Below are 20525 nucleotides of genomic sequence, written 5' to 3'. Positions count from 1 at the left end.
GGCAGATGCAACGTTGATAGCCGATTGCCATAATTCCTTCAGCATTCATCACGCGCCGGCACGCCCTGCAGACGCTGATCCAGCCAGACCATCGCATCCGGATAGCCGAGCACCCCGGCGATGATGTGTTCACCGAGGACGCTGCGATACGCCGCCGACACGCCGAGATCGCACTGCTCCCGATAGAGATTCCGCGCGCCCTCGGCCGGAATCCAGAATTCCTGCTCGCCGTTGTAGATGTAGAGCGGTGTCGCGGACTTCATGCCCGCCATGCGGGTCACATCGTAGATCTCACCGGCGACCTCGGAGTGCAGTGGATCCGGAATCTTCGCGGCGATATCGATGGGCAGCATCAGAACGCCGACCGCACCGAATACGCTGCCGCACAGATCTTTCAGCGGTGAGGTCGCCGCCCACTGCGCCAGATTGTTCATGCTGGCCAGAATCTCCGGACGCTCCCGGCCGACGCCGAAGGTCGCGGCCAGGAACACCCCCGAGGCGAGGTTGCCGTTCATGCTGCGCCCGAGGATTTCGTAGTCGGCGGGCACGCCGCCGAGCGCGGCGCCGACGATCGACCCGGCCAATTCCGGGGCGTAGCTGTCGATCAGCTTCACCGCTCCCTTGGTGGCGATAGCGCCACCGGAGTACCCGGTCATGCCGAATCGGCTGTCGCCGAATTCGTCGGGGCGCAGTCCACGCACCGCGCGAATGGCATCGAGGACGGCATGCCCTGCGACGTAGGGTTCCGCGTAGGCCATCCACGGTCCCTCGTGGTCCGGAACCAGCACCGCGTATCCGCGCAAGGCCGCCAATTGCGTTGTGGGCGGGAGGAAGTCGGTGATGCTGGTATTGCGTGACCAGCCGTGCGCGAAGGTGTAGCCGGGCGTGCAGTCCCGGCCGAGCGCGTCGATCGGGAGATTGTTCACCACGACCGGTCGGCTACCCGGACCGGACCATGCGGTGGCCGGAACAATCAATGTCGCGGTGGCATACGAGGCCGCACCGCGCGAATCGGTGGTGCGGTATTTCAGCAACAGCGCCTGCCGTAGCGGCACCAGCACCAGCGGCGCGGCCGTCGCGCTGACATCGCGCACCTCCACGAGCTCACCCGGTGCGTAATCGTCCAGATTCGCCGGCCACGCGTCGAAGATCGGATCACCGATGGCGCTCGGCGCCGAGGCCTGCCGCAAGGCGGCCAGCGCCGGGGACAGCGTGGTGGCCTCCTGCATCGGACCGGACACCTGCGGGGCGGGCGCGATCGGTGGCGGGGGGATCACGCTATCGATCCACTGCTGCAGATCCGGGAGGATCGATCCGCCGGTCGGAATCGGCAAAGCGGGCAGACCGGGAATGACGGGCGGGCCCGGTGCGGCCGGTGGTTCGGCCGCCGCCTCTCCCGTCGCGGCCGTACACACCAGCAACAGCACGAAAACGATGACACGCAGGCAACTCATTGAAACACGCCCCAGGGTGCGACGTCGGGTTCCCTGGCGCCCGGGTTTGTGGTGCCTTCGACCCCCGAAATGCCCCTGAGTGCCGAGGCCAGGAAGTCAGGCTAACCGAGACGACCCGGCCGGATACCTCACCGTGCCCGAGTTGTGTGTGTCACGTCGCCGAATCGCAACAATCCAGGCCGAATCTGCCTGTCCATCAACACGAATCCGGCTCGGTGGCGATCCGGGATCCGCCGGATCGCACCAATTCGCTTGTGCCCGTTCTCAACAGTTGCTCGGCGCCACCTCACCTCGGAATCGCGCATCCAACCAATTCAGCGCCGCCGGAATACCCAGGACCGCGGCGGTGAGATGGTCGGGTACCGGGATCTGCTCGGATTGCACCCGTGCCCCGGCCGCGCACCAGCGCTTATCGGTATTCACCACCGCATCGATCGGAATGAGTCCGTCGATCGGCGAATGCCATTCGAAGACCGGCGTTGTCGGCACGCCGTCGTACAGCTCGAGGCTGTTCTCCTCGACCACCGCGCGTGCGGTGGCATCGTTGATCATCGAGGTCGACTTCGCGAAGTCCAGCGCCCCGCGCCCCGCGCCAGCGGCCAGGATGTCATTGGTGCAACTATTGGCGATCGCGGCCCGTGCGTTGAGGCCGCGCTCATTGAGTTGGTCGCTGAGCGGGAAGCGGTCGGGATACTCCCGCTCCAGGCCGAGTCCGGCCGCCAGGGCGAGCCCGAAAACCGGATGCGAGTTCAAGCCGAGGGTCTCCAGCATGGTCACCAGATTCATCGGCACACCGCCCATCGCCGCACCGGCGATCTGCAGTTCCGGCGCGTATTCGGGAGCCAGCGCGGCCGCCCACGCGGTGGCCATACCGCCGCCGGAGTATCCGATCATCGACACCGGGCTCTGCTGCACCTGCAAGTCGGCGACCTGCTTCACCGCCCGGATCCCGTCGAGGGTGATCATGCCGCCCAATTTGGCCGCACCGTAGGCGAAATTCGGACCGAGGTGATCCGGCAGCGCGACGCTCCAGCCGCGCGAGAGCAGCACATTCCAGCCCGGGGCCTCCCGGACGATGAGGTTCGGGTCGCCGGTGTAGAGCACCCGCGATACCGAGCACTCGGCGCCGAGCCCGTTGATGATGTGCTGGTAGGAGAGCAGGGGGCCGTCAGGGGCGTGCGACTTCGGAGTGAGCACCGTGGTGGTCGCCGCGATCGGCTGGCCTTCGGAGCTCGTCGAACGGAAGCGCACGACGGTCACGGTGGTACCTGGGAAGATCGCCAGCGGGGGCATCACCCGCGTCGCGATCACATCACCGGGTTTCTTGTCCGCCAGATCGGGCGGAGTCGCGTAGAAGGGGTCGGGATCCGGGGTGGGATACAGGGGGGTGGTGTGGGCGGCGCCTGCCGCCGTAAGCACCATGAGCAGACCGATCGTCATTGCCAGCGACTGTTTGCCGGTCGCTCTCATCACGGCGCCGAGTGCGCGAATCGGGCTACGTAGGGCCGGTCTCATCGACGTATTGCCTCCGGGTGAGAGTTTGGTCCAACGTTGCGAACATAGTCGACCACGATTGTCTCGAAAGCAAAGGCAAGGCGAAATGTTCTGAGAAATCACAACTCTCGGGCGCGCCGACAGTGGTCGACTGTCGGGCGCCTTCGTGACTGTCTCCGATCGCGAGGTGTCGGGTCTGTGACATGTCCAACCGATCTGCCGGACCATGTACCACGTCATGGTGCGCGCCCTACCGTCATATCCGTCGACGCGGCGAGTCGGGTCGGAAGGAGACGGTGGCATGGACGGCACTGTGAAATCTGAAACGGATTCCAGCGAGTGCAACTCGGTGTATCCGATGGATGTCCAGGATCCACCGACCCGACGGATCACGGTCTACTTCGACGGTCCGACCCCCGAGGACGCACTGGTTCTGGAATACGCCGCCACCCTCACCGAGGCCTGGGAATTCACCTCTGCGGCGGTCAACGCCGGGCTGACCGTGACGGTCGACGGCAAGGTGCGACCGGACCTGCGCCGCCTGCCGTGCCGCTCGCTGTGGCACTGACGGTTGCTGCGGCACCGCTGCCATAAACCACCGCGCGGCCACATCCCGGTATGGCTGATGTGGCGCCGCACGATGACTACTCTCGGATGGTGGACACCATGCGGGAGGATCGACGTTGACCCACCGGAATACCGAACGGGCACGATGGGGTGCGATGCTGTTGTGCTGCGGCGCGCTGGCCCCGGCCGTCACCGCGTGCGGCTCCGACGCGACACCGTCGGCCGTGGCGACCGTAACGCCTGCCACGACGACCGCGGCCGGGCCCGCATCCAGCACGCCCCTTGCCGCACTGCCGAGCGTCGATCCCTACGCCGGTATGCCGCTCATCGACCACACCACCTGGACCGAGGGCCTCGACGGCTCGCGCCTGCTGGTCTACCCCACCGAGGCCGGGCGGCGCGAGGCCTTCCCGGGTACCGAGGAGCGGGCCTGGCAGGAAGTGCTCACGCGCTCCCCCGACGCGGATACGCCCGGAATGCGTGACCAGTTCGTCTGTCACTGGGTCTGGGCTCGAATGGTGCAGCCCAACAAAGAGAGCTGGAATCTGGAACCCTGGCGTCCGGCGGTGGGTTATCAGGCCACCGTCCAGGCATCGTGCAATCCCGGAGGACCCGAACGCTGATCATCTCGAGCGACCTGCACGCAGTCGCTACGGCCAGAAAGGACCCCATATGCGCGTCGTCATCGCAGGCGGACACGGGAAGATCGCACTATTGCTCGGCGAAATACTCACCAGGCGCGGCGACGAGGTCGCCAGCCTGATCCGCAAGGCCGACCACGCGGACGAGGTCGCGGCGACCGGCGCCCGACCGGTCGTCTTCGATCTCGAGCACAGCACGGCGGCAGAGCTCGCCGCCGTCGTAAAGGGTTCCGACGCCGTGATTTTCGCGGCGGGCGCCGGTCCGGGCAGCGGGGCCGCCCGCAAATACACGGTGGACAAGGGCGGCTCGGTGCTGTTGGCCGATGCCGCCGAGACGGCCGGTGTCCGGCGGTTCGTGCAGATCTCCACCATGGGCGCGGGTAAACCGCCCGCACCCGGCACCGATGAGGTCTGGGCCGCCTATATCGACGCCAAGACCCAGGCCGAGGACGATCTACGGGCCCGCGATCTCGATTGGACGATCCTGCGCCCCGGCCGACTGCTCGATACCGCCGCGACCGACCGGGTTCTGCTCAGCACGCCGCCGCTGCCATTCGGCAGCATCGGCCGTGCCGATGTCGCCGCCGTCCTTGCCGAAATTCTGCACGCGCCACCGACCACGCACACCACTTTGGAGCTCGTCGCGGGCGATACACCGGTAACGCGCGCGGTCTCAGATTTTGGTAGCCAGTCGGTCGCCGAAGGCGGTGCCGCACTTACCGATTGATATTTTTCGCCGCAAGATTGGAGAACATGACCGTGTTCAGCCGTATCACTTCCCTGAAGCTGCGACCCGGATCCCGCGGTGAATTCCTCGATGTGGTCGGCCGCAGTGCGACCGCATCAGTGCGTGAGGAACCCGGTTGCCTGCGATTCGATGTGTGTGCCGACCGCGTTGATCCGCATCGGTTTTTCCTCTACCAGGTCTATATCGATGAGGAGGCCGCCGAAGCGCACCGTTTCACCGATCATTTCCTGGCCTGGCGCTGCGCCGCCGACCGATTTGTCGAACCCGGCACTCAGGTGCACTACAGCACCGATGTGGTTATCAATGCGAAATGATCGCGGCGAATTCGCCCGCCACCGCGCTGGTTCGCGGATTATTAGCAGATGCGAAAACCCAACTGCGAACGCACAATCGATCGTGCAGATGTGCTTGCATCTGAAAGGCACACCGACCTAAACTCAGTCCCGCAAGGCATTACAGGGGACAACCAGGGGAGGCCGCGTGGGTGAACCAAGGGCCGATGTCGCCAGAGGTTTGCTGCCGCCAGACGTCAGGGGCGTTCGAATGGACCAACCACTTCACGGCGGCCGGCTCGGGATCGCCGAAGCCGCACTGGCCGACCAGCCAGCGAACGGTATAACAACTATGAGCACACCGTCGACCCGAAGCGGACAGCGCAGTACCGCGTACTCGCGAGAAACCGCAGTCGCTTTCGTTATCGATGCCGTCGAGTCAACCGGTGCGGCCACTCGACACGATTTCGATATCGACCGGATCGTCACCACCGCGCATGCGATGGCCGACGACTGGGATCTCGAGACCCTGCAGCCGGCCACGTTCTGGCGCATCGCCTCCAGCTTCATCAAGCAGTGAACGGTAAGCACCAGCCGTTGCATTCAATGATGTAGCAGCGCAACCGAATTGCGTCACACCTCGGTCGGCGATGCCCACTGTGCCGTATAGGCCCGCAGTGCGACCTTGGCCTCGCGCAACAGATTCGGGTCACCGTCGGGGTCGGATCGGAAGGCCTCCTGGAGGACGGCATCGCCCATGAGATGGGCGGCGCGGCAGGCGATATCAAGTCCTTCGATATCGGCCACGGCGCCCTGGGCGAGCATGACCTCCCGCAGCGTCACCGCCATCCGGCGTTTGTGCTCACGGTCGGCGGCCCGTGCGGCCTCGTTGAAATCCTTGCCGAACCACAGCGCCCGGAAGCCGGGTTCGTCCCGATACACCTGAGCGAACGCATCCACCAGCACACCGATCGGATCGTCCCAGCGCTGCTGGCGCGCGAGCTCGAGCAACAGGGCCGCCTTGGCCTCCAACTGTTCGATATAGGCCGCGGCGAGGGTTTCGATGACCGCCTCGCGATCCGGCAGGTACTGGTACAGGGAGCCGACCGAAATCCGTGCCTCCGCAGCCACTCTGATCATGGTCAGCGCCTCGACACCCTCGGTGGCGATCAGTCGATCCGCCACCTCGAGCACCCGCGCCAGCCGCTCCCGGCTGCGCGCCTGAATCGGCACACGACGCAGACCCGCCTGGGGTAGTGCACGGATCGGCACAGATTACCTCCGAACGTAATGTGAATCATATTCAGATTTCGGTAGAGTATCCGGATGACCACCATCGCATCAACCGAACGCGCCCAGGTAGCGGTCGCCTGTCAGCGCTTGGCCGCACAGGGGCTGCTGATCGGCACCGCGGGTAATGTGAGCCTGCGCTGCGGTGAGCTGGTCGCCGTCACCGCAACCGGTGCGGTGCTGGCGGAGGTCATCGCCGATGACGTCACCGTGGTCGACCTGGCGGGCCGGGTGGTCGCGGGACAGTACGCACCCACCTCCGAATTGGGTTTGCATCTCGATATTTATCGCACCTACGCCGCGCAGGCGGTCGTGCACACCCATGCGCCCAAGGCGACGGCCATTTCCTGTGTGCTCGACGAACTCCCGGTCATCCATTACCAGCAGCTGCTGCTCGGCGGTGCGACGAGAGTCGCTCCGTTCCACCCGTTCGGCACCGCCGAACTTGCGGATGCGGTGCGAACGGCATTGCAGGACAGGCAGTCTGCGCTGATGGCCAATCATGGCGCGGTCACCATCGGTGCGTCGCTGCCGCAGGCCGTCGAATCCGCACTGCTGCTGGAATGGGCCTGCGCACTGTATCTGGACGCGGTGACGATCGGCAGGCCGCGCGAACTCTCCGAACAGCAGCAGGCCGCGGTCGTCGAGGTGGCACTGCGCACCGGGTACGGCACCCGCAAACCGCTGGAGGAGGATACCGAATGAACGTAATCGCTTTGGGCGCACATGTTTTGGATATTTTAGTTCGACCTGTCGCGGCCATACCGGAGGGCCAGCAGACGGCCCTGGTCGAGAACATTCGCATTACGCCGGCGGGTACGGCCGCGGGCACCGCGCTGACATTGGCCAAACTCGGTGCGAGCGTGCGGACCGCGGGGGCGATCGGCACCGACAACTCCGGCGATATTCTGCTCGGGCTGCTCGCCAAGGCCGGCATCGATACGAATCTGGTGGTGCGTAAGGAAAGCCAGCCCACCTCGTCGTCGGTGCTGCCGATCCGCCCGGATGGTGCGCGTCCCAGCCTGCATCTGTTGGGCGCCAACCCGTTCTACACCCTCGACGATATCGACTGGGCCGCACTCGCCGCCGCCGATCATCTCCACCTCGGTGGTCCGGAACTCATCGGTGCGGCCAATGCCGCGCGAATTCTGCGGCATGCCAAGGACAATGGCGTCAGCACCTCCGTCGATCTGATCGCCCCCGGCGCACTGGGCAGCCTCGACGCCATCGCCGAGGTCCTCCCGCATACCGACTACTTTCTCCCGAATGACGAACAGGTACTCGGCTTCACCGGCACCACCGATCTGATGGCAGGCTGCGAGGTGCTGAAGGACGCGGGCGCAGGAATTCTGGCGATCACCCGGGGCGCCGACGGCACGCTACTCGTGGGCCCCGACAACCATCAGCACATTCCCGCGTTCGCCGTCGACGTCGTTGACACCACCGGCTGCGGCGACGCCTTCTCCGCCGGTTTCATCCGGGCGATCGCACTCGGCCGGAATCTGCGTGCCGCCGTGATACTCGGCAATGCCGTCGCGGCGCTGGTCGCCCGCGGACTCGGCAGTGACCACGGCGATTTCGATCTCGCGGCTGCGGACGCGTTCGCAGCCGAGACAAGCACTATCGACCCGAACAGGCCGGGTCGATAGGGGAATTGGGCCGTCAGGCTTTCTCGGCGTAGTCGGCGAGGATCTCGAGCGACTCGCCGGGCGACTCGGCCTGCACACTCAGGCGGTCCATGACCGACAGGTACAGCGCCAGATCCTGCTTCCGATCCAGGTACAGCGCACTGGTCAGATGTTCGAGGTAGACGATGTCGGGCAGCTCGGTCTCGGCGAAACGCAAGATGCTGAACGAACTACCCGCGGCAGCATGCTCGCCCGCCGAGTACGGCAGGACCTGCACCGTGACATTCGGCAGTTGCGCCAGCTCGATGAGGTGTTCCATCTGCTCGCGATGTACCCGCGAACCACCGACCGGCCGATGCAGCGCCGCCTCATCGATAATCGCCCAGATGATCGGCGGATCGACGCGGCGCAGCACTTCCTGTCGACGGATGCGGACCTGCACGCGGCGGTCCATATCGGCGTCCTCGTACCCCAGTGACATTACGGCCCTGGCATATTCGGGTGTCTGCAACAGCCCCGGCACCAGGTGCGCCTCGTAGGTACGAATCTTGGTCGCGGCCTGCTCCAAACCGAGGTAGGTTCCGAACCAGGACGGCAGCAGATCGCTGTAACGATGCCACCAGCCTGGTTCGTTCGCCTGCCGGGCCAGATCCAGGAAACGTTCCCGCTCCTCGGCGTCGCTGACACCGTACAGGGTGAGCAGGTCGCGAATATCGCGTTCCTTGAAACCGGTGCGACCCAACTCGAGACGACTGATCTTGGCGTGTGAACCGCGGATGGCGTCACCTGCGGCCTCACGGGTGATGCCGTTCTTCACCCGGAGGTCGCGCAATTGCCCACCCAGCGCGATCCGCAAAACGGTCGGACCACGTTCCACTACAACCGATTGCACGCGACCGTCGTCATCGGGTTCTGCGATCATCAAGTCATCTCCGATACTCGGGTTTGACCACAGTGTGTCATAGAAACCACGTTTGGAAACACACCGCACCGATCGCCTATGTTACCGCTCAGCTAGTCAGGTCGTCGAACTCCCCGGCCTTCGCGCCGCGCACGAACGCATCGATCTCCGGTCGAGTGTAGAACAGCATGCCACCTTCCGGGTCGCGTGAATTGCGAACGGCGATCGAACCATCCGACGCCTCGGCGACCTCGACGCAGTTACCGCCCGACGGACCGCTGAACGAGCTCTTGCGCCACGCGCCTTTGATCTTGGGTGTACCGGTGTCGAACATCTTCCCCACTCCTCGGCTTCCAGTGTGAGATGTACGCTCGAGCGGCCTTACAGATGTGCGCTCAAACGTTCTTGCATTTGCACCTACATCTGCAAGATAGCACGATGCTCCGCCCTGCGGCACAAAAGAATTCAGACCTGTCGGTCCTCTTCGTGACGCCTGTTCAACGGGTTACCCGAGTGCCGTGGACCCCACCACGCGACGTACCCGAAGTGCGTGATCGACTACTCCATCCCGACGGTCGAGGGGAGGCGAATCTTGTACTGTCACAGTGCACATCGGCCGTGCCAGCCAATCGCGACACCCGCCGCCTGAGCAGTCCGGTTCACCGTTTATCAGCTCGCCGAGGAGTCCAGCCCCATGTCCGACGATCACAGCCCACTCATCCGAACCGACATCCCCCATTCCGCGCGCATCTGGAACTACTGGATGGGCGGTAAGGACTATTACGAAATCGATCGGATCGCCGGTGACGCCGGTGTCGAAGTGGACCCCGACATCACTACCATGGCCGTGCAATCACGCCAGTTCCTCATGCGCGCGGTCCGCTATCTGGCCGGCGAGGAGGGCATCCGCCAGTTCCTCGATATCGGCACCGGCCTACCGACCATGCAGAATACCCATGAGGTCGCGCAGGGCGTCGCGCCCGAGTCCAAGGTCGTCTACGTCGACAACGACCCACTGGTCCTCGCGACCGCGCGGGCACTGCTGACCAGCACCACTCCGGAGGGCGTAACAACATATGTGGACTGCGATTTCCATGATCCGGAGCAGATCATCGCCGATGCCAAGAACGTACTGAATTTCAACCGGCCGATCGCGGTGATGTTCATGGGCGTGCTCGGGCACGCCAAGTCCTATGGCGAACTGCTGCGCATCGTGCGCACGGTGCTCGCCGCGGTGCCGTCGGGCAGCTTCCTGGTCATGTGGGACGGCACCGATGACAGCAAGGAGTACGTGACACTGTGTGAGAACTACACCGGCACCGGCGGTGTACCCTATATTCCCCGCCCCCAGGCCGAAATCCGCGCCGTCTTCGACGGTTTGGAACAGGTCGACCCCGGATTCGTCTCGATCACCCAGTGGCGCACCGATGCCGCCGAGGTCGGCGAGATCCGGCCGATCTCCGCCTATGGTGCGGTCGCGCGCAAGCCCTAAAGCGCAAGCGGCACAACGGCGGCCATCGGCCATCCGGTCGACGACCGCCGTTCATATTTCTGTTGGTCGTTCGTGCAAATGTACTTGCATCTGTAAGTGCCGACGGCCTAAACTCGGAACCAGAATCGGGGAGGTACGCAGGGAGTTCGCGCCGGCGTCACCACAATCGCCTCCCCATCCGGTAGACGCGAGGGGCGGTCGAGATGAGTACGCCATTCCGAACTCCGCGTGGGGACACGATCGCCGGAGTATCCGGGATCGACACCCTGCGGCAACGCTCGACGCCGGAGTATGCGCCACTCGATTGCGGCGTCGAACCGGGCGGACTCACCTATCGGCAGGCCCGCGAGATCCTGCGCCTACACGAAGTACACGGCCCACAGTGTCGCCAGTGGCTCGCCGCCGCGGCCTACCTCTCGGCCGGATTGGACGACGAATAGCGTTCGACCCCAACGGCTCCACATCAGACCAGCCCCCAAATCGCTTCGCATGCAGCGATGTTCGTGCGGATGTACTTGCATCTGCAAGCTACATCGCTCTAAACTCTTGCGCGACAAGGGAGTTTCGCATCCGGGAGCCCGTGCCGCTGTCGCCACCGGGATCTCTCGGCGCCAGAGCCACAGGGGCGTTCGCATGAATCCACCACACGCTGTCGGTCGACTCGGGATCGCCGATATCGCCGCGGCATACGGCACCGAGGCACTGCAGCAGCGCATTGCCGAGTTGCGCGCCAGCGGTCGGCACTACGCCGCCATCGCGATCGAACGTGAAATCCGTGGCGGCGCATTGATAACCGATTCAGATCTGCGGAATCAACAAGGCGCGGCCTAGATTGCGCCACCTCCGCCGATGAACCAGGAATCGAAGGTGCACACCGGGTTCGGATACGCGGCAGGATCGAGCGCCGACAGCGCAATCGAATTCGCGCGCGGCGAGTACATCCTCGTCAGGCGATCGGACATATCCTGATCGCAGTCGTCCTGAAGCGTGATGTTGTGCACGGCCGTGCCAGGACCCGTGGTCTGGAAGGCCGGCTCATAGGGGTTGGTCACCTGGTCGTAGCGCGAAGACACAGAAACCGGCGCGCGCCAGTTGCGGTGCGAGGTAGGCGAAGCTGTCATAGACGTTGAGCCGGGTGCCGTGCCCGGACACGACGACATAGGCGAATCACGCGCGAACGCCGCCCCGCGACCGACGTTAAGACGGCTGGCCACGGATTTTCGACAACCAGCACCGCGCGCTGGAGCTTCCCACCACAGGACATAGCCCGTTTGCAATCAATGCACAACGTTGCAGCAGCGCAATAGATCTCGCGTAGTCTTCCCTCGGTTCATAACCATTTCGTATAGTGATGCAACGATTCGGACGCAGATCTATCACGTCCGAGGTGGCACTGGAGCGACGCTGATGACCTTCTCCGCGCTGGATCTTTCCGTCGAGCCGACGGAACCTGTCCTAGAGATCGGCGGCCAGCCCGCGTCGATTCCCCTACTCAATACCGACCGCGTCGCCTCGCGCATGGTCGGTTACTTCGCGACCTGTATGGCGCCGTGTCGCACGCTGCCCGGCGAACAGTTGCGCGGCGATGTCACCAAGCTGACCCGCAGCTGCCTGGCACTGGCCGCCGAAATGTTCGACAAGCGAACGGTTCCCGGCGAGGAACAGCTCGGCGAGGTCAGAGAGGCGGCGGCGCAATGGGCCCGCGAGGCGGTACCGCTCGGCACCATCCTGCGCGCCTACCACGAGGGGCTGCGCATCGCGTTCGGTCTGGTGACCGCGCGAGCCAAGGCCGACGATATCGATGAGCTGCTGGTCGCCACCGACCTCATGCTCGAACTCCTGGAGGCGATTACCGCGTCGGTTTCGGACGCGTATGTAGAGGAACAGCATCTCGTTGCGCGCGAACACCAGACCGCGACGCAGACGCTGGCCTCGGCGCTGCTCAGCGGTCGCGGTAGTTCCGCACTCGCCCGCCAGGCCGGCATTCCGATCGCCGACTCGTATCAGGTGGTCGCGCTATCGATTCCCGAACATCCGGATGAGCGCGATCCGCGGGTCGACAGCCATGTGGCCGCCCGCAGGAAGTTGCGCCGACTGCAATCGGAACTGGCGACCGCCTTCGAGTCCCGGGTGCTCGCGCTGCTGAGTACCAAGGGCGGCACGCTGCTGGTCCCGATCGAGGGTGATGCGCCGGTCCTGACCGCCGAGACACTGGCTCTGTTGGCCGAATCCGCCGAGGTCGCGCTGACCGCGACATTGGTCACCAGTGAGACCGACGAGATACCCGACGCCGCCGATCAGGCCCACGAACTACTCAATCTGGTGCGGGTCGGCGGCCGCAATCCGGGCCTGTACCAGATGGCCGACCTGGCCGTGGAGTACCAACTCACCCGCGGCGGACCCGCCACCCGGCGCATCGCGACCATTCTCGATCCGCTCGACGCCCATCGCGAACTGTTCGACACGATGCGCGCCTACCTCGGCAACGATATGAATCGCCAGCTCACCGCGCGTCAGCTCTATGTGCACCCGAATACCGTCGATTACCGGCTGCGCCGCATCGCGCAGCTGACCTCGATCGATCTGGCCACCTCGGCGGGCATCTCACAGGCCGCCATCGCCCTGCTCGCCCGCGATCTGGAGCGCAGCGTCGCGCGACGACTGTAAATTACAGCCTGATGCGGATTTGTGCTGGTCAGTAGATCACAAAGGCGTCATCCTGGTAGTGCCACGACGTCGGGATGGTGGATTATGCAAATTGCGGAGATCTTGCACAGGAAGGGCAGCGACGTGGCGACCGTCGCGCCCGAGACCACGGTACGGACCCTGCTCGGCACACTCGCCGAACACAATATCGGGGCGGTGGTGGTATCGCCGGACGGCAACCGGATCTTCGGCATTGTCTCCGAGCGCGATGTGGTGCGCAGTCTGCACGCGCGCGGCGCCGCACTGCTCGATACGCCGGTCTCGGAGATCATGACCGTCGATGTGCGCACCTGCGATCCCGACGACCGGGTCGACGGACTGCGTAGCACCATGACCGAGCACCGCATCCGGCACCTGCCCGTGGTCCGTGACGGCCACCTGATCGGCATCGTCAGTATCGGCGATGTGGTCAAGAGCGCGATCTCCGAACTGGCCACTGAACGCCAGCATCTGGTCGAGTACGTACAGGGGCAGTACTGAACGACGACGGATAACCCCGACAGTGCCTTTGGTACCTGCGGCTTGCCGAAAGACGTTGGCTAGGAGAAACGTTCGAAGTCGCTCGGAAAAGTGCGTATCGTTGGTGACGTCCAGCGCGTTCTCGGAAGGGAGCGGCACGTTGCGTTCACCTGCGTCCGGTACGCACCCAGCTCGACCGACCACCACCCGGTCCGCCCCGCGGATATCGGCGCCATCGCCCCTCACCGCCGTGCGTGAACTGTTTCCGGCGCTGGCCGAATCCACAGACATCTATCTGGACAGCGCGGCCACCACGCAGAAGCCGCGGCCGGTCATCCAGACCATCCACCGCTACCACACCTCGCGTACCGCCAATGCCGGTCGCGGCACCTATCCGTGGGCCACCGATCTCACCGCCCGCCTGGCCAGGGTCCGCGATCGCATGGCCACCTTCATCGGCGCCGAATCGCCCGCGGAGGTGGTCTTCACCGGTGGCGCGACGGCGGCGCTCAATGCCGTCGCACTGTCCTGGGGGCTGGCCGAACTCGATGACGGCGACGAAATCCTCTACAACCCACGCGATCACGCCTCGAATGTGCACCCGTGGCACCATCTGCGCCAAGTGCTCGCCCGCTTCGGCCGGCGCATCGAGCTGGTCCCCTACCGGGTGACCGAACTCGGTGAAGCCGATACCGCCGATATTCTGGCCAAGGTCGGTCCGCGCACCCGGCTGATCACCACCAGCCATCTGCACCACGTCTTCGGCGGGCTCACCACGCTCGAGGAGCTGCGTGGAGAACTCGATCCGCGGATTCTGCTGTGCTTCGACTGCAGTCAGAGCGGGGGGCATATGCCGCTGGACGTGACCGAACTCGGCGCGGACTTCGCCATCTTCGCCGCCCACAAGATGTTCGGTGCGCCCGGTACCGGAATCCTGTACTGCCACCGCAGAGTTCACGATCGGCTGCTGCCGTTCCTGCCCGGTGGGAATACCGGGGTCGACCTCACCGACGCCGGATTGACCTCGACCGGCATGCCGGAACTGCTCGAGGGCGGCACCCAGAACATTCCGGGCATCCTGGCCCTCGGCAGCGCACTGGAGGTGCTGGAATCACTGGACCTCGGCGTGATCGCCGCACACAATCGCACATTGACGCTGCGGCTCATCGACAATCTGCGTCTGGTACCCGGGCTGGAATTCCTACCCGGTCCGGCACACGCGCCGTGCGCGATCGGCTACGGCATCGTGTCCTTCACGCTCGCAGGCATTTCCGCGACCGATCTCGGATTCGTATTGAGCGAGTTGGGTTTTCTGGTCCGCACCGGCTTACACTGCTCACCCCGGGGTGGCGACGATGCCACGGACTCGGTACGGGTCAGCACGCACATCTACAACACCGTCGACGAGATCGACCGGTTCGCGACCTGCGTCAAGACGATTGCCGAGGAGGTCACATGAGAATGGACGACACCCCGCGCTATGACCGGCGCGCGGCGTCCCGGGTGCTGGCGGGCCTGGCCCAACCCGGATTGTTCGCCACTCCCATCGCGGTCCCGTCGAGTCGACATATCGAATACACCTGTGCCGCACTGCGTCCCGAACCCGGCAGTCACCTCACCTATTCGCAGCGACTGTACCTACAGCAGTTCATGCGGCCGTGCCAGCCCGCACAGGTCACCAGTGCGACGCACCGCATCGCCTGGACCGATAGTGACGGCGTTCCCAATACCGGACACTTCCGCGCCGATGGCCTCGGACCGCTGGTTCCCATCGCCATGCGCGAGACGGTGCTGGTGTTGTGGCATGCCCTTGCCTCGAATTCCGCACTGACACAACGGGTCGGCGGCCTCGGCCTGCGCGAGCACGGGGTCCTCGACGGCACCACCACCGATCACGACCCGATCGAAATCTTCCGCGTCGGTATCGAGGCCATCGGGCGCGCACTGGCCCAGCACGCGCTGCTCGCGCGGCAGACGCATTATCGCAGCGCGGCCGAATTCGCCAGGGGCATCCACGATTCCGGCATCTTCGCGGCGGTAGCCACCCGATGGTACTGGGAACTACAGGCCTCCACCTACCGGCGTGGCATGATCCCGGTGACACTGGCCGCCCAACCAGACGGCACGGTCCGCTATACCGCCGACACCGCGGCGACGCTGCGCGCCATGAAGGATGCGACCATCGAGGACGCGCACACAGTGATGCGGCGAGCGACCCGCGCCGAGGGATTGAGCGTCGAGGCGGCCATTGCCAAATACCACGACGATCTCGATCTGATCTCTCGCCAGTACGCGCTGGTGCCCGCCAATACCCGGCCCGCATGTCTGGCCGCTATGCCACATCATCTCGGCGGCGGGCACTACACGTTGTTACCAGTGGTGGTCGACACGTTCGTCGAGATCTTCGAACAGCTCGCCGAACGGGTCCGGATCACGGAGGTGACTGCCGAGCTGGACGAACCGGCCGCCGACGCGCCCGCCAGTGCCGAGGACCGGATCTTTTATGTGCCGGATATGAGCTGTCAGCACTGTGTCCGCACCATTACCGGGGTGCTGGAGACAATGGGCATCAACGTGATCGAGATCGATCTGCCCAGTAAACGCGTGGTCGCCGAATTCCGCAGTCCGCGCAATCGGGCCCGTGCGTTCGAGTCGATCCGTGACGGCGGCTACAACCCGGTCACCGAGAAACCGGCGCGAACCGCATTGGCGCCCACGCGGTCCCAGCCCACGGAAACCGCGGTATGACGGCACCGCTACCGGCGCTACCCGCGAAGATCCATCCGCTGGTGCGCACCTTTCTCGATACCCGCGATGCCGTCGAGGAGACGCTGATTCGCTTCGGATCCCCAATCCACCTGTTGTTTCCGCAGGTCTACGCGGAGAACCTGAAGCGGTTGCGCGCCGTACTCGACAGCAAGGGCGCGCGCTACCGAATCTGCTACGCGCACAAGGTGAATCAGTCCCGCGCCTTCGTGCGCACCGCTGAGCATGCCGGTATCGCCATCGACGTCGCGTCACCGCAGGAGTTGGCCAATGCCATCGGGGCGGGATTCGGCCCGATGCGGATCGAGGTGACCGGGCCGAAAGGTGAAGCGTTCCTGCGTGATCTGATCGATTGCGGCGTCACCATCAATGTCGACAATCTGTGGGAGCTGCGGCGGATCACGGAATTGGCCGGCGAGCGTGCGCGAGTTCCGGTGCTGCTGCGGGTTTCCGGCTTCGATGAGACGGCCGTGAGCCGGTTCGGTGTGCCGCTGGCCCACATGGACCGTGCGCTGGATCTGCTGTCGGCCAATCGCCGACGAATTGCGTTCCTGGGCTTCGCCTTTCATATCGACTCCGGTGATGCCGCGGAACGCGTACGGGCCATCGACGTCTGCCTCGATCTGGTCGAGCGCGCCTACGATCGCGGACTCGGCCCCTCGGTGCTGAATATCGGCGGCGGCTTGCGGCAGGTGTTCACCGCTGACGCGGACCGCTTCGACGGGTATGTACGGGCACTGCGCGAATCGCTGCTCGGCCATGGCGAATCGATGAGCTGGTCGAACAATACCTTCGGCTACCACGTCGATGATGGTGCGGTGCACGGGATTCCGGTCTTTCACAAATACGCGAACACGATACCCGCGACGCGCATGTTGGACGATCTGCTCGGCGCGCCGCTGGAGCGGCACGGGGGCCGAACCGTGGCTCAGGTCGCCGGGGACAATATGCTCGATATCTGGTTGGAGCCGGGTAAGGCGCTCGTCGATCATGCGGGGGTGACGGTGTCCCGGGTGGAGTTCGTCAAGGAACTCGCCGATGGCACGGTGCTGGTGAACCTGGATCTGAGCCGGGATCAGGTCACTCCGGCAGATCAGGAGGTCATGGTCGATCCGGTGATCCTGCCGAGTATCGCGCATAGGCCCAACGCCACACATATACCCGGCACCGCGCCAGATGCCCCCGTCCGCAATGCCATCCCGGGCGATCGTGTGACGCCGTTGCGCAGCGCCGCCGACACTATGCCGACATTGCGTCCAGTCGTCGAATCCGGGCCGGTCGGTGTGTATTTCGCCGGACGCCTGTGCCTGGAGCGCGATCTGATCACCAATCACAAGGTGTGGCTGCCCGAGTGCCCACGCCAGGGCGATCTGGTGGTGTTCCCGAATACCGCCGCCTATCACATGGATCTGTCCGCGGCATCGGCGTCGATGCACGCACTGCCCGCGAAACTCGCGGTCGTGCACCGCACGGGGAGTTTCCAGGTCTACCGCGATACCGATTACGAACCGCTCATCCCTGTCGGTGTCCCGCCACCGCGCCGCACGCCACCGCGTGGCCCACGCCGACCACCGCTGCCGCGCCGACCCTCCGGGGCGCCGTAATGCGCTACGACCACATCACCGAGCTCATCGGCAATACGCCGCTACTGCGCCTGGACCCGGCGGTGCACGGCTTGGCCCATGTCGAGCTGTACGCGAAACTGGAGTCGCACAATCCCTTCGGCTCGGTCAAGGACCGGGTGGCGTGGGGCATGATCCGCGACGACTTGGACGAGATCCGCGCGAGCAGGCAGACGCTCATCGAGGCGTCCAGCGGCAATACCGCCAAGGCCCTGCGCATTCTCGGCGCGATACACGGCATCGGCCTGCGAGCGGTGACCAATCGGATCAAGGTCGCCGAGGTGCGCGAGCTGCTGCAGCTCTTCGGCACCGAGATCGTGGAGTTGCCCGGACTGTCCGAATGTCCGGACCCGACCACGCCGAACGATGTGTATTCGGTGATCGAGGCGACCATGGGCAAGGAGCCGGGCGCTTACTATCACGCATCGCAGTACACCAACCAGAAGAATATAGAGGCGCATCACCACGGCACCGGCCGCGAGATCCATGAGGATCTGGCCGCCGACGGCATCACCCGCGTCGACTATCTGATCGGTGGACTCGGCACCACCGGATCCACCCGTGGCACCGCCACCTACCTGCGCAAACACAATCCCGAATTGCGCTGCGTCGCGGTGGTTTCCGAGCGGTCGGATTTCATACCCGGTATTCGCTCGGAGAGCGAAATGTGGGATGTGGGGCTGTTCCAACCCGATTTCTACGACCGTATCGTCACCATCGATTCCGCCCGTGCGGTGGATGCCGCCCTCGAATTGGCCACCGGATACGGCATCCTGGCCGGTCCGACCAGCGGCGCGAGCTATGCCGCGGCGCTGGAAACCCTTGGCGAGCAGTCTATTTCATCGATCGAGCCGGTGGTCGCGGTCTTCATCGTCTGCGATCGACTCGAACCGTATCTGTCCTATATCAAGAAGCGCAGGCCGGAACTGTTCGACCGCGCCGATCGCCGCCGCGCACCGACCCCGGCCGAACTCGCCGCGACCCAGGTGGTGTCCCCGCAGGAATTGGCCGAGCTGGACCGCACCGCCCGGCCCACCATCGTTGACACCCGCGGTGCCATGGCCTATCGCATCGGTCACGTCCCGGGTGCGATCAATATCCGCGACGACCAACTCGACGATATGTTCACCCACGGCATCCCGTTCTCCCGATCACGCCCCCTGGTATTCGTCTGCCCGGTCGGCGAACTGTCCCTGCGCTTCGCCGCGATCGCCCGCCGGTACGGTTTCGACGCCAGCAGCCTGGGCGGCGGAATCGTCGCCTGGCGCGATGCCGGATTCACACTCGAACGCGGCAGCTGAACCCCGAATTCGGCATTCCACCCGACCCGCGCGCGGAGACCGGGTGTGTGTGCGCAGCCGTGACCGCGCCTCGACCGCCAGGCATTAATGTGGGCGGGTGCAGAAAGGCCAGGAATCAGCTGACGATGCCGGTCCACGGATCTGGGGCGGTACGACGCTCACCGAGCGTCGCGACGCTCGCCGCGCCGCGCTGCTCGAGGCCGCGCTCGACCTGATCGGGGAATCGGGTGCCGGCGGTGTCACCATGCGCGCGGTATGTCGGCGCGCCAATCTGACGGACCGGTACTTCTATGAGAGCTTCGCCAGCCGCGACGAACTGCTGGATGTGCTCTACCGACAGGTCGCCGACGAATTCCTGGAGCCGATGACGGCCTTCGCCGCCGCCGATCCCTCCCGTGACCGCGCACTATCGGAGATCCTGGTCGACAAGGTGCTCGCCGATCCACGCAAGTCCCGCCTGTTCCTGGTCGAACCGTATTCGAGTACCGGCCTCGGCCAGACCACCATCGCGGTCATGCCGGTCTTCACGAAAGTCCTGCAGGACCACCTGTTCGCCCATATCGATGATCCGGTGCGCCGCCGACTGGCCGCGCTCACCATGGCCAGCGGCAATGCGGGCATGTTCTCGGCCTGGTTGAACGGATCGCTGCGCGCCACCCGCGAGCAGGTCATCGACCACTGCGTCGCCACGCTCGCCGCCTACCGCTCGCTGTACCAGACCTGATTCGGCCCGCATTCGGCTCCGGCGCAGCGGGATTGGACGTTGCGCGGCGCACATCGGGTTGCACGGTCGGCGATGCGGGTGTTTACTTGCCAACGCAAGGTGCCGATCGTTCGCTGAGGCTCCTTCACGGATACAGGCCAGCGACCCCGAACGTCGAGAGACGCCCCGGGTCAGGACAGATCTCCCCGGCCTAAGGGGTGATCCCGATTGGCTCCCGACACCGTCGGGTTCACGCCGTGAAGTGCCAAAGGTCTTACGAGGAGAGGCTCTGACCGGTGATTTGTCGGATTCCTCTGATGTGCTCTGCGACGGTGACACATGATGCCCGGCGGTGCCGTGCGTCCGATCGGAGAGAGGAGGTGAGCCGGATGTCCGGCGGTGATAGTCCCATGCCCCTGTTAGCCGAATATTCACCCGGCGACACCTCCGCAGCGGCGCTCCGGAACGGAACCGGCCGGTA

The 20525-nt window shown here is 64.8% G+C and carries 23 protein-coding genes and 1 riboswitch; of the genes, 17 read left to right on the top strand and 6 right to left on the bottom strand.

What is annotated here, in order from left to right; all coding sequences use genetic code 11:
• Positions 1–38: 38 nt before the first annotated feature.
• Positions 39–1454 carry a lipase family protein gene (locus AB0L58_RS03015; protein ID WP_364379957.1) on the bottom strand — a complete coding sequence of 472 codons (1416 nt, stop codon included), beginning with the start codon at positions 1452–1454 and terminating at the stop codon, positions 39–41.
• 264 nt (positions 1455–1718) lie between these two features.
• On the bottom strand, positions 1719–2894 hold the full coding sequence (locus AB0L58_RS03010; RefSeq protein WP_364380217.1) for a lipase family protein: 1176 nt from the start codon (positions 2892–2894) through the stop codon (positions 1719–1721).
• A gap of 355 nt (positions 2895–3249) precedes the next feature.
• Here AB0L58_RS03010 and AB0L58_RS03005 point away from each other — a divergent pair, with 355 nt between their 5' ends.
• The 5 genes from AB0L58_RS03005 to AB0L58_RS02985 all read left to right on the top strand — a co-directional run bounded on the left by AB0L58_RS03005 (position 3250) and on the right by AB0L58_RS02985 (position 5756).
• Complete coding sequence (locus AB0L58_RS03005) at positions 3250–3516, top strand: hypothetical protein (RefSeq protein WP_364379955.1); 267 nt, start codon at positions 3250–3252, stop codon at positions 3514–3516.
• A gap of 115 nt (positions 3517–3631) precedes the next feature.
• A complete protein-coding gene (locus AB0L58_RS03000; RefSeq protein WP_364379952.1) occupies positions 3632–4138 on the top strand; it encodes a DUF2599 domain-containing protein in 507 nt (168 codons plus the stop codon).
• A gap of 49 nt (positions 4139–4187) precedes the next feature.
• Positions 4188–4883 (top strand): SDR family oxidoreductase, encoded by a 696-nt coding sequence (locus AB0L58_RS02995; protein ID WP_364379949.1) that lies wholly within the window; start codon positions 4188–4190, stop codon positions 4881–4883.
• Between the two features lie 26 nt (positions 4884–4909).
• Entirely contained in the window at positions 4910–5218 is a 309-nt protein-coding gene (locus AB0L58_RS02990) for a putative quinol monooxygenase (RefSeq protein ID WP_364379946.1), read from the top strand.
• 310 nt (positions 5219–5528) lie between these two features.
• Complete coding sequence (locus tag AB0L58_RS02985) at positions 5529–5756, top strand: hypothetical protein (RefSeq protein WP_364379944.1); 228 nt, start codon at positions 5529–5531, stop codon at positions 5754–5756.
• 53 nt (positions 5757–5809) lie between these two features.
• On the opposite strand, the gene AB0L58_RS02980 is transcribed toward AB0L58_RS02985, so the two are convergent.
• On the bottom strand, positions 5810–6448 hold the full coding sequence (locus AB0L58_RS02980; protein ID WP_364379941.1) for a TetR family transcriptional regulator: 639 nt from the start codon (positions 6446–6448) through the stop codon (positions 5810–5812).
• Positions 6449–6502: 54 nt separating this feature from the next.
• Here AB0L58_RS02980 and AB0L58_RS02975 point away from each other — a divergent pair, with 54 nt between their 5' ends.
• Positions 6503–7171, top strand: coding sequence for a class II aldolase/adducin family protein (locus tag AB0L58_RS02975; protein ID WP_364379938.1), 669 nt, complete (start codon positions 6503–6505; stop codon positions 7169–7171).
• On the top strand, positions 7168–8115 hold the full coding sequence (locus AB0L58_RS02970; RefSeq protein WP_364379935.1) for a carbohydrate kinase family protein: 948 nt from the start codon (positions 7168–7170) through the stop codon (positions 8113–8115). The genes AB0L58_RS02975 and AB0L58_RS02970 overlap by 4 nt, the downstream gene beginning before the upstream one ends.
• 13 nt (positions 8116–8128) lie before the next feature.
• Here the strand turns inward: AB0L58_RS02970 and AB0L58_RS02965 are convergent, their stop codons facing one another.
• Both AB0L58_RS02965 and AB0L58_RS02960 read right to left on the bottom strand, forming a co-directional pair.
• Positions 8129–9016: a helix-turn-helix transcriptional regulator gene (locus AB0L58_RS02965; RefSeq protein ID WP_364379932.1), complete on the bottom strand. Its 888-nt coding sequence runs from the start codon at positions 9014–9016 to the stop codon at positions 8129–8131.
• Between the two features lie 88 nt (positions 9017–9104).
• On the bottom strand, positions 9105–9329 hold the full coding sequence (locus tag AB0L58_RS02960; RefSeq protein WP_364379929.1) for a DUF397 domain-containing protein: 225 nt from the start codon (positions 9327–9329) through the stop codon (positions 9105–9107).
• Between the two features lie 360 nt (positions 9330–9689).
• Here AB0L58_RS02960 and AB0L58_RS02955 point away from each other — a divergent pair, with 360 nt between their 5' ends.
• The 3 genes from AB0L58_RS02955 to AB0L58_RS02945 all read left to right on the top strand — a co-directional run bounded on the left by AB0L58_RS02955 (position 9690) and on the right by AB0L58_RS02945 (position 11318).
• Positions 9690–10487, top strand: a complete 798-nt coding sequence (locus AB0L58_RS02955) for an SAM-dependent methyltransferase (RefSeq protein WP_364379926.1) — start codon at positions 9690–9692, stop codon at positions 10485–10487.
• Between the two features lie 203 nt (positions 10488–10690).
• Complete coding sequence (locus AB0L58_RS02950; RefSeq protein ID WP_364379923.1) at positions 10691–10927, top strand: hypothetical protein; 237 nt, start codon at positions 10691–10693, stop codon at positions 10925–10927.
• 193 nt (positions 10928–11120) lie between these two features.
• Complete coding sequence (locus AB0L58_RS02945) at positions 11121–11318, top strand: hypothetical protein (protein WP_364379920.1); 198 nt, start codon at positions 11121–11123, stop codon at positions 11316–11318.
• Here the strand turns inward: AB0L58_RS02945 and AB0L58_RS02940 are convergent.
• Entirely contained in the window at positions 11315–11701 is a 387-nt protein-coding gene (locus tag AB0L58_RS02940) for a hypothetical protein (RefSeq protein WP_364379918.1), read from the bottom strand. The genes AB0L58_RS02945 and AB0L58_RS02940 overlap by 4 nt on opposite strands.
• Positions 11702–11894: 193 nt before the next feature.
• Between AB0L58_RS02940 and AB0L58_RS02935 the strand changes: the two genes are divergently transcribed.
• From AB0L58_RS02935 to AB0L58_RS02905, 7 genes are all read left to right on the top strand, one after another.
• Entirely contained in the window at positions 11895–13154 is a 1260-nt protein-coding gene (locus AB0L58_RS02935; RefSeq protein ID WP_364379915.1) for a helix-turn-helix domain-containing protein, read from the top strand.
• An 84-nt stretch (positions 13155–13238) separates the two neighbouring features.
• Positions 13239–13673, top strand: a complete 435-nt coding sequence (locus AB0L58_RS02930; RefSeq protein ID WP_364379912.1) for a CBS domain-containing protein — start codon at positions 13239–13241, stop codon at positions 13671–13673.
• Between the two features lie 229 nt (positions 13674–13902).
• Positions 13903–15111 (top strand): aminotransferase class V-fold PLP-dependent enzyme, encoded by a 1209-nt coding sequence (locus AB0L58_RS02925; RefSeq protein WP_364379909.1) that lies wholly within the window; start codon positions 13903–13905, stop codon positions 15109–15111.
• Positions 15108–16400 (top strand): heavy-metal-associated domain-containing protein, encoded by a 1293-nt coding sequence (locus AB0L58_RS02920; RefSeq protein WP_364379906.1) that lies wholly within the window; start codon positions 15108–15110, stop codon positions 16398–16400. Before AB0L58_RS02925 ends, AB0L58_RS02920 begins: the two co-directional genes overlap by 4 nt.
• On the top strand, positions 16397–18022 hold the full coding sequence (locus AB0L58_RS02915; protein ID WP_364379903.1) for a decarboxylase: 1626 nt from the start codon (positions 16397–16399) through the stop codon (positions 18020–18022). Before AB0L58_RS02920 ends, AB0L58_RS02915 begins: the two co-directional genes overlap by 4 nt.
• Entirely contained in the window at positions 18022–19341 is a 1320-nt protein-coding gene (locus AB0L58_RS02910) for a pyridoxal-phosphate dependent enzyme (RefSeq protein WP_364379900.1), read from the top strand. The genes AB0L58_RS02915 and AB0L58_RS02910 overlap by 1 nt, the downstream gene beginning before the upstream one ends.
• Before the next feature lie 97 nt (positions 19342–19438).
• A complete protein-coding gene (locus AB0L58_RS02905) occupies positions 19439–20065 on the top strand; it encodes a TetR/AcrR family transcriptional regulator (RefSeq protein WP_364379897.1) in 627 nt (208 codons plus the stop codon).
• Between the two features lie 98 nt (positions 20066–20163).
• Positions 20164–20335, top strand: a riboswitch (M-box (ykoK) riboswitch).
• The last annotated feature ends 190 nt before the right edge of the window (positions 20336–20525 follow it).

This window comes from Nocardia sp. NPDC052112, assembly GCF_040680135.1.
Taxonomy (GTDB): Bacteria; Actinomycetota; Actinomycetes; order Mycobacteriales; family Mycobacteriaceae; genus Nocardia.
The sequence above is the reverse complement of the archived record's forward strand: the minus strand, read 5'-3'. Positions and strand labels throughout refer to the sequence as shown.

What these genes read in the sequence shown, in the direction of transcription:
- AB0L58_RS03015 (WP_364379957.1), bottom strand. Translation starts at nt 1,454, where the DNA reads ATGAGTTGCCTGCGTGTCATCGTTTTCGTGCTGTTGCTGGTGTGTACG.
- AB0L58_RS03010 (WP_364380217.1), bottom strand. Translation starts at nt 2,894, where the DNA reads ATGACGATCGGTCTGCTCATGGTGCTTACGGCGGCAGGCGCCGCCCAC.
- AB0L58_RS03005 (WP_364379955.1), top strand. Translation starts at nt 3,250, where the DNA reads ATGGACGGCACTGTGAAATCTGAAACGGATTCCAGCGAGTGCAACTCG.
- AB0L58_RS02995 (WP_364379949.1), top strand. Translation starts at nt 4,188, where the DNA reads ATGCGCGTCGTCATCGCAGGCGGACACGGGAAGATCGCACTATTGCTC.
- AB0L58_RS02990 (WP_364379946.1), top strand. Translation starts at nt 4,910, where the DNA reads ATGACCGTGTTCAGCCGTATCACTTCCCTGAAGCTGCGACCCGGATCC.
- AB0L58_RS02985 (WP_364379944.1), top strand. Translation starts at nt 5,529, where the DNA reads ATGAGCACACCGTCGACCCGAAGCGGACAGCGCAGTACCGCGTACTCG.
- AB0L58_RS02975 (WP_364379938.1), top strand. Translation starts at nt 6,503, where the DNA reads ATGACCACCATCGCATCAACCGAACGCGCCCAGGTAGCGGTCGCCTGT.
- AB0L58_RS02970 (WP_364379935.1), top strand. Translation starts at nt 7,168, where the DNA reads ATGAACGTAATCGCTTTGGGCGCACATGTTTTGGATATTTTAGTTCGA.
- AB0L58_RS02965 (WP_364379932.1), bottom strand. Translation starts at nt 9,016, where the DNA reads ATGATCGCAGAACCCGATGACGACGGTCGCGTGCAATCGGTTGTAGTG.
- AB0L58_RS02960 (WP_364379929.1), bottom strand. Translation starts at nt 9,329, where the DNA reads ATGTTCGACACCGGTACACCCAAGATCAAAGGCGCGTGGCGCAAGAGC.
- AB0L58_RS02955 (WP_364379926.1), top strand. Translation starts at nt 9,690, where the DNA reads ATGTCCGACGATCACAGCCCACTCATCCGAACCGACATCCCCCATTCC.
- AB0L58_RS02950 (WP_364379923.1), top strand. Translation starts at nt 10,691, where the DNA reads ATGAGTACGCCATTCCGAACTCCGCGTGGGGACACGATCGCCGGAGTA.
- AB0L58_RS02945 (WP_364379920.1), top strand. Translation starts at nt 11,121, where the DNA reads ATGAATCCACCACACGCTGTCGGTCGACTCGGGATCGCCGATATCGCC.
- AB0L58_RS02935 (WP_364379915.1), top strand. Translation starts at nt 11,895, where the DNA reads ATGACCTTCTCCGCGCTGGATCTTTCCGTCGAGCCGACGGAACCTGTC.
- AB0L58_RS02930 (WP_364379912.1), top strand. Translation starts at nt 13,239, where the DNA reads ATGCAAATTGCGGAGATCTTGCACAGGAAGGGCAGCGACGTGGCGACC.
- AB0L58_RS02920 (WP_364379906.1), top strand. Translation starts at nt 15,108, where the DNA reads ATGAGAATGGACGACACCCCGCGCTATGACCGGCGCGCGGCGTCCCGG.
- AB0L58_RS02915 (WP_364379903.1), top strand. Translation starts at nt 16,397, where the DNA reads ATGACGGCACCGCTACCGGCGCTACCCGCGAAGATCCATCCGCTGGTG.
- AB0L58_RS02910 (WP_364379900.1), top strand. Translation starts at nt 18,022, where the DNA reads ATGCGCTACGACCACATCACCGAGCTCATCGGCAATACGCCGCTACTG.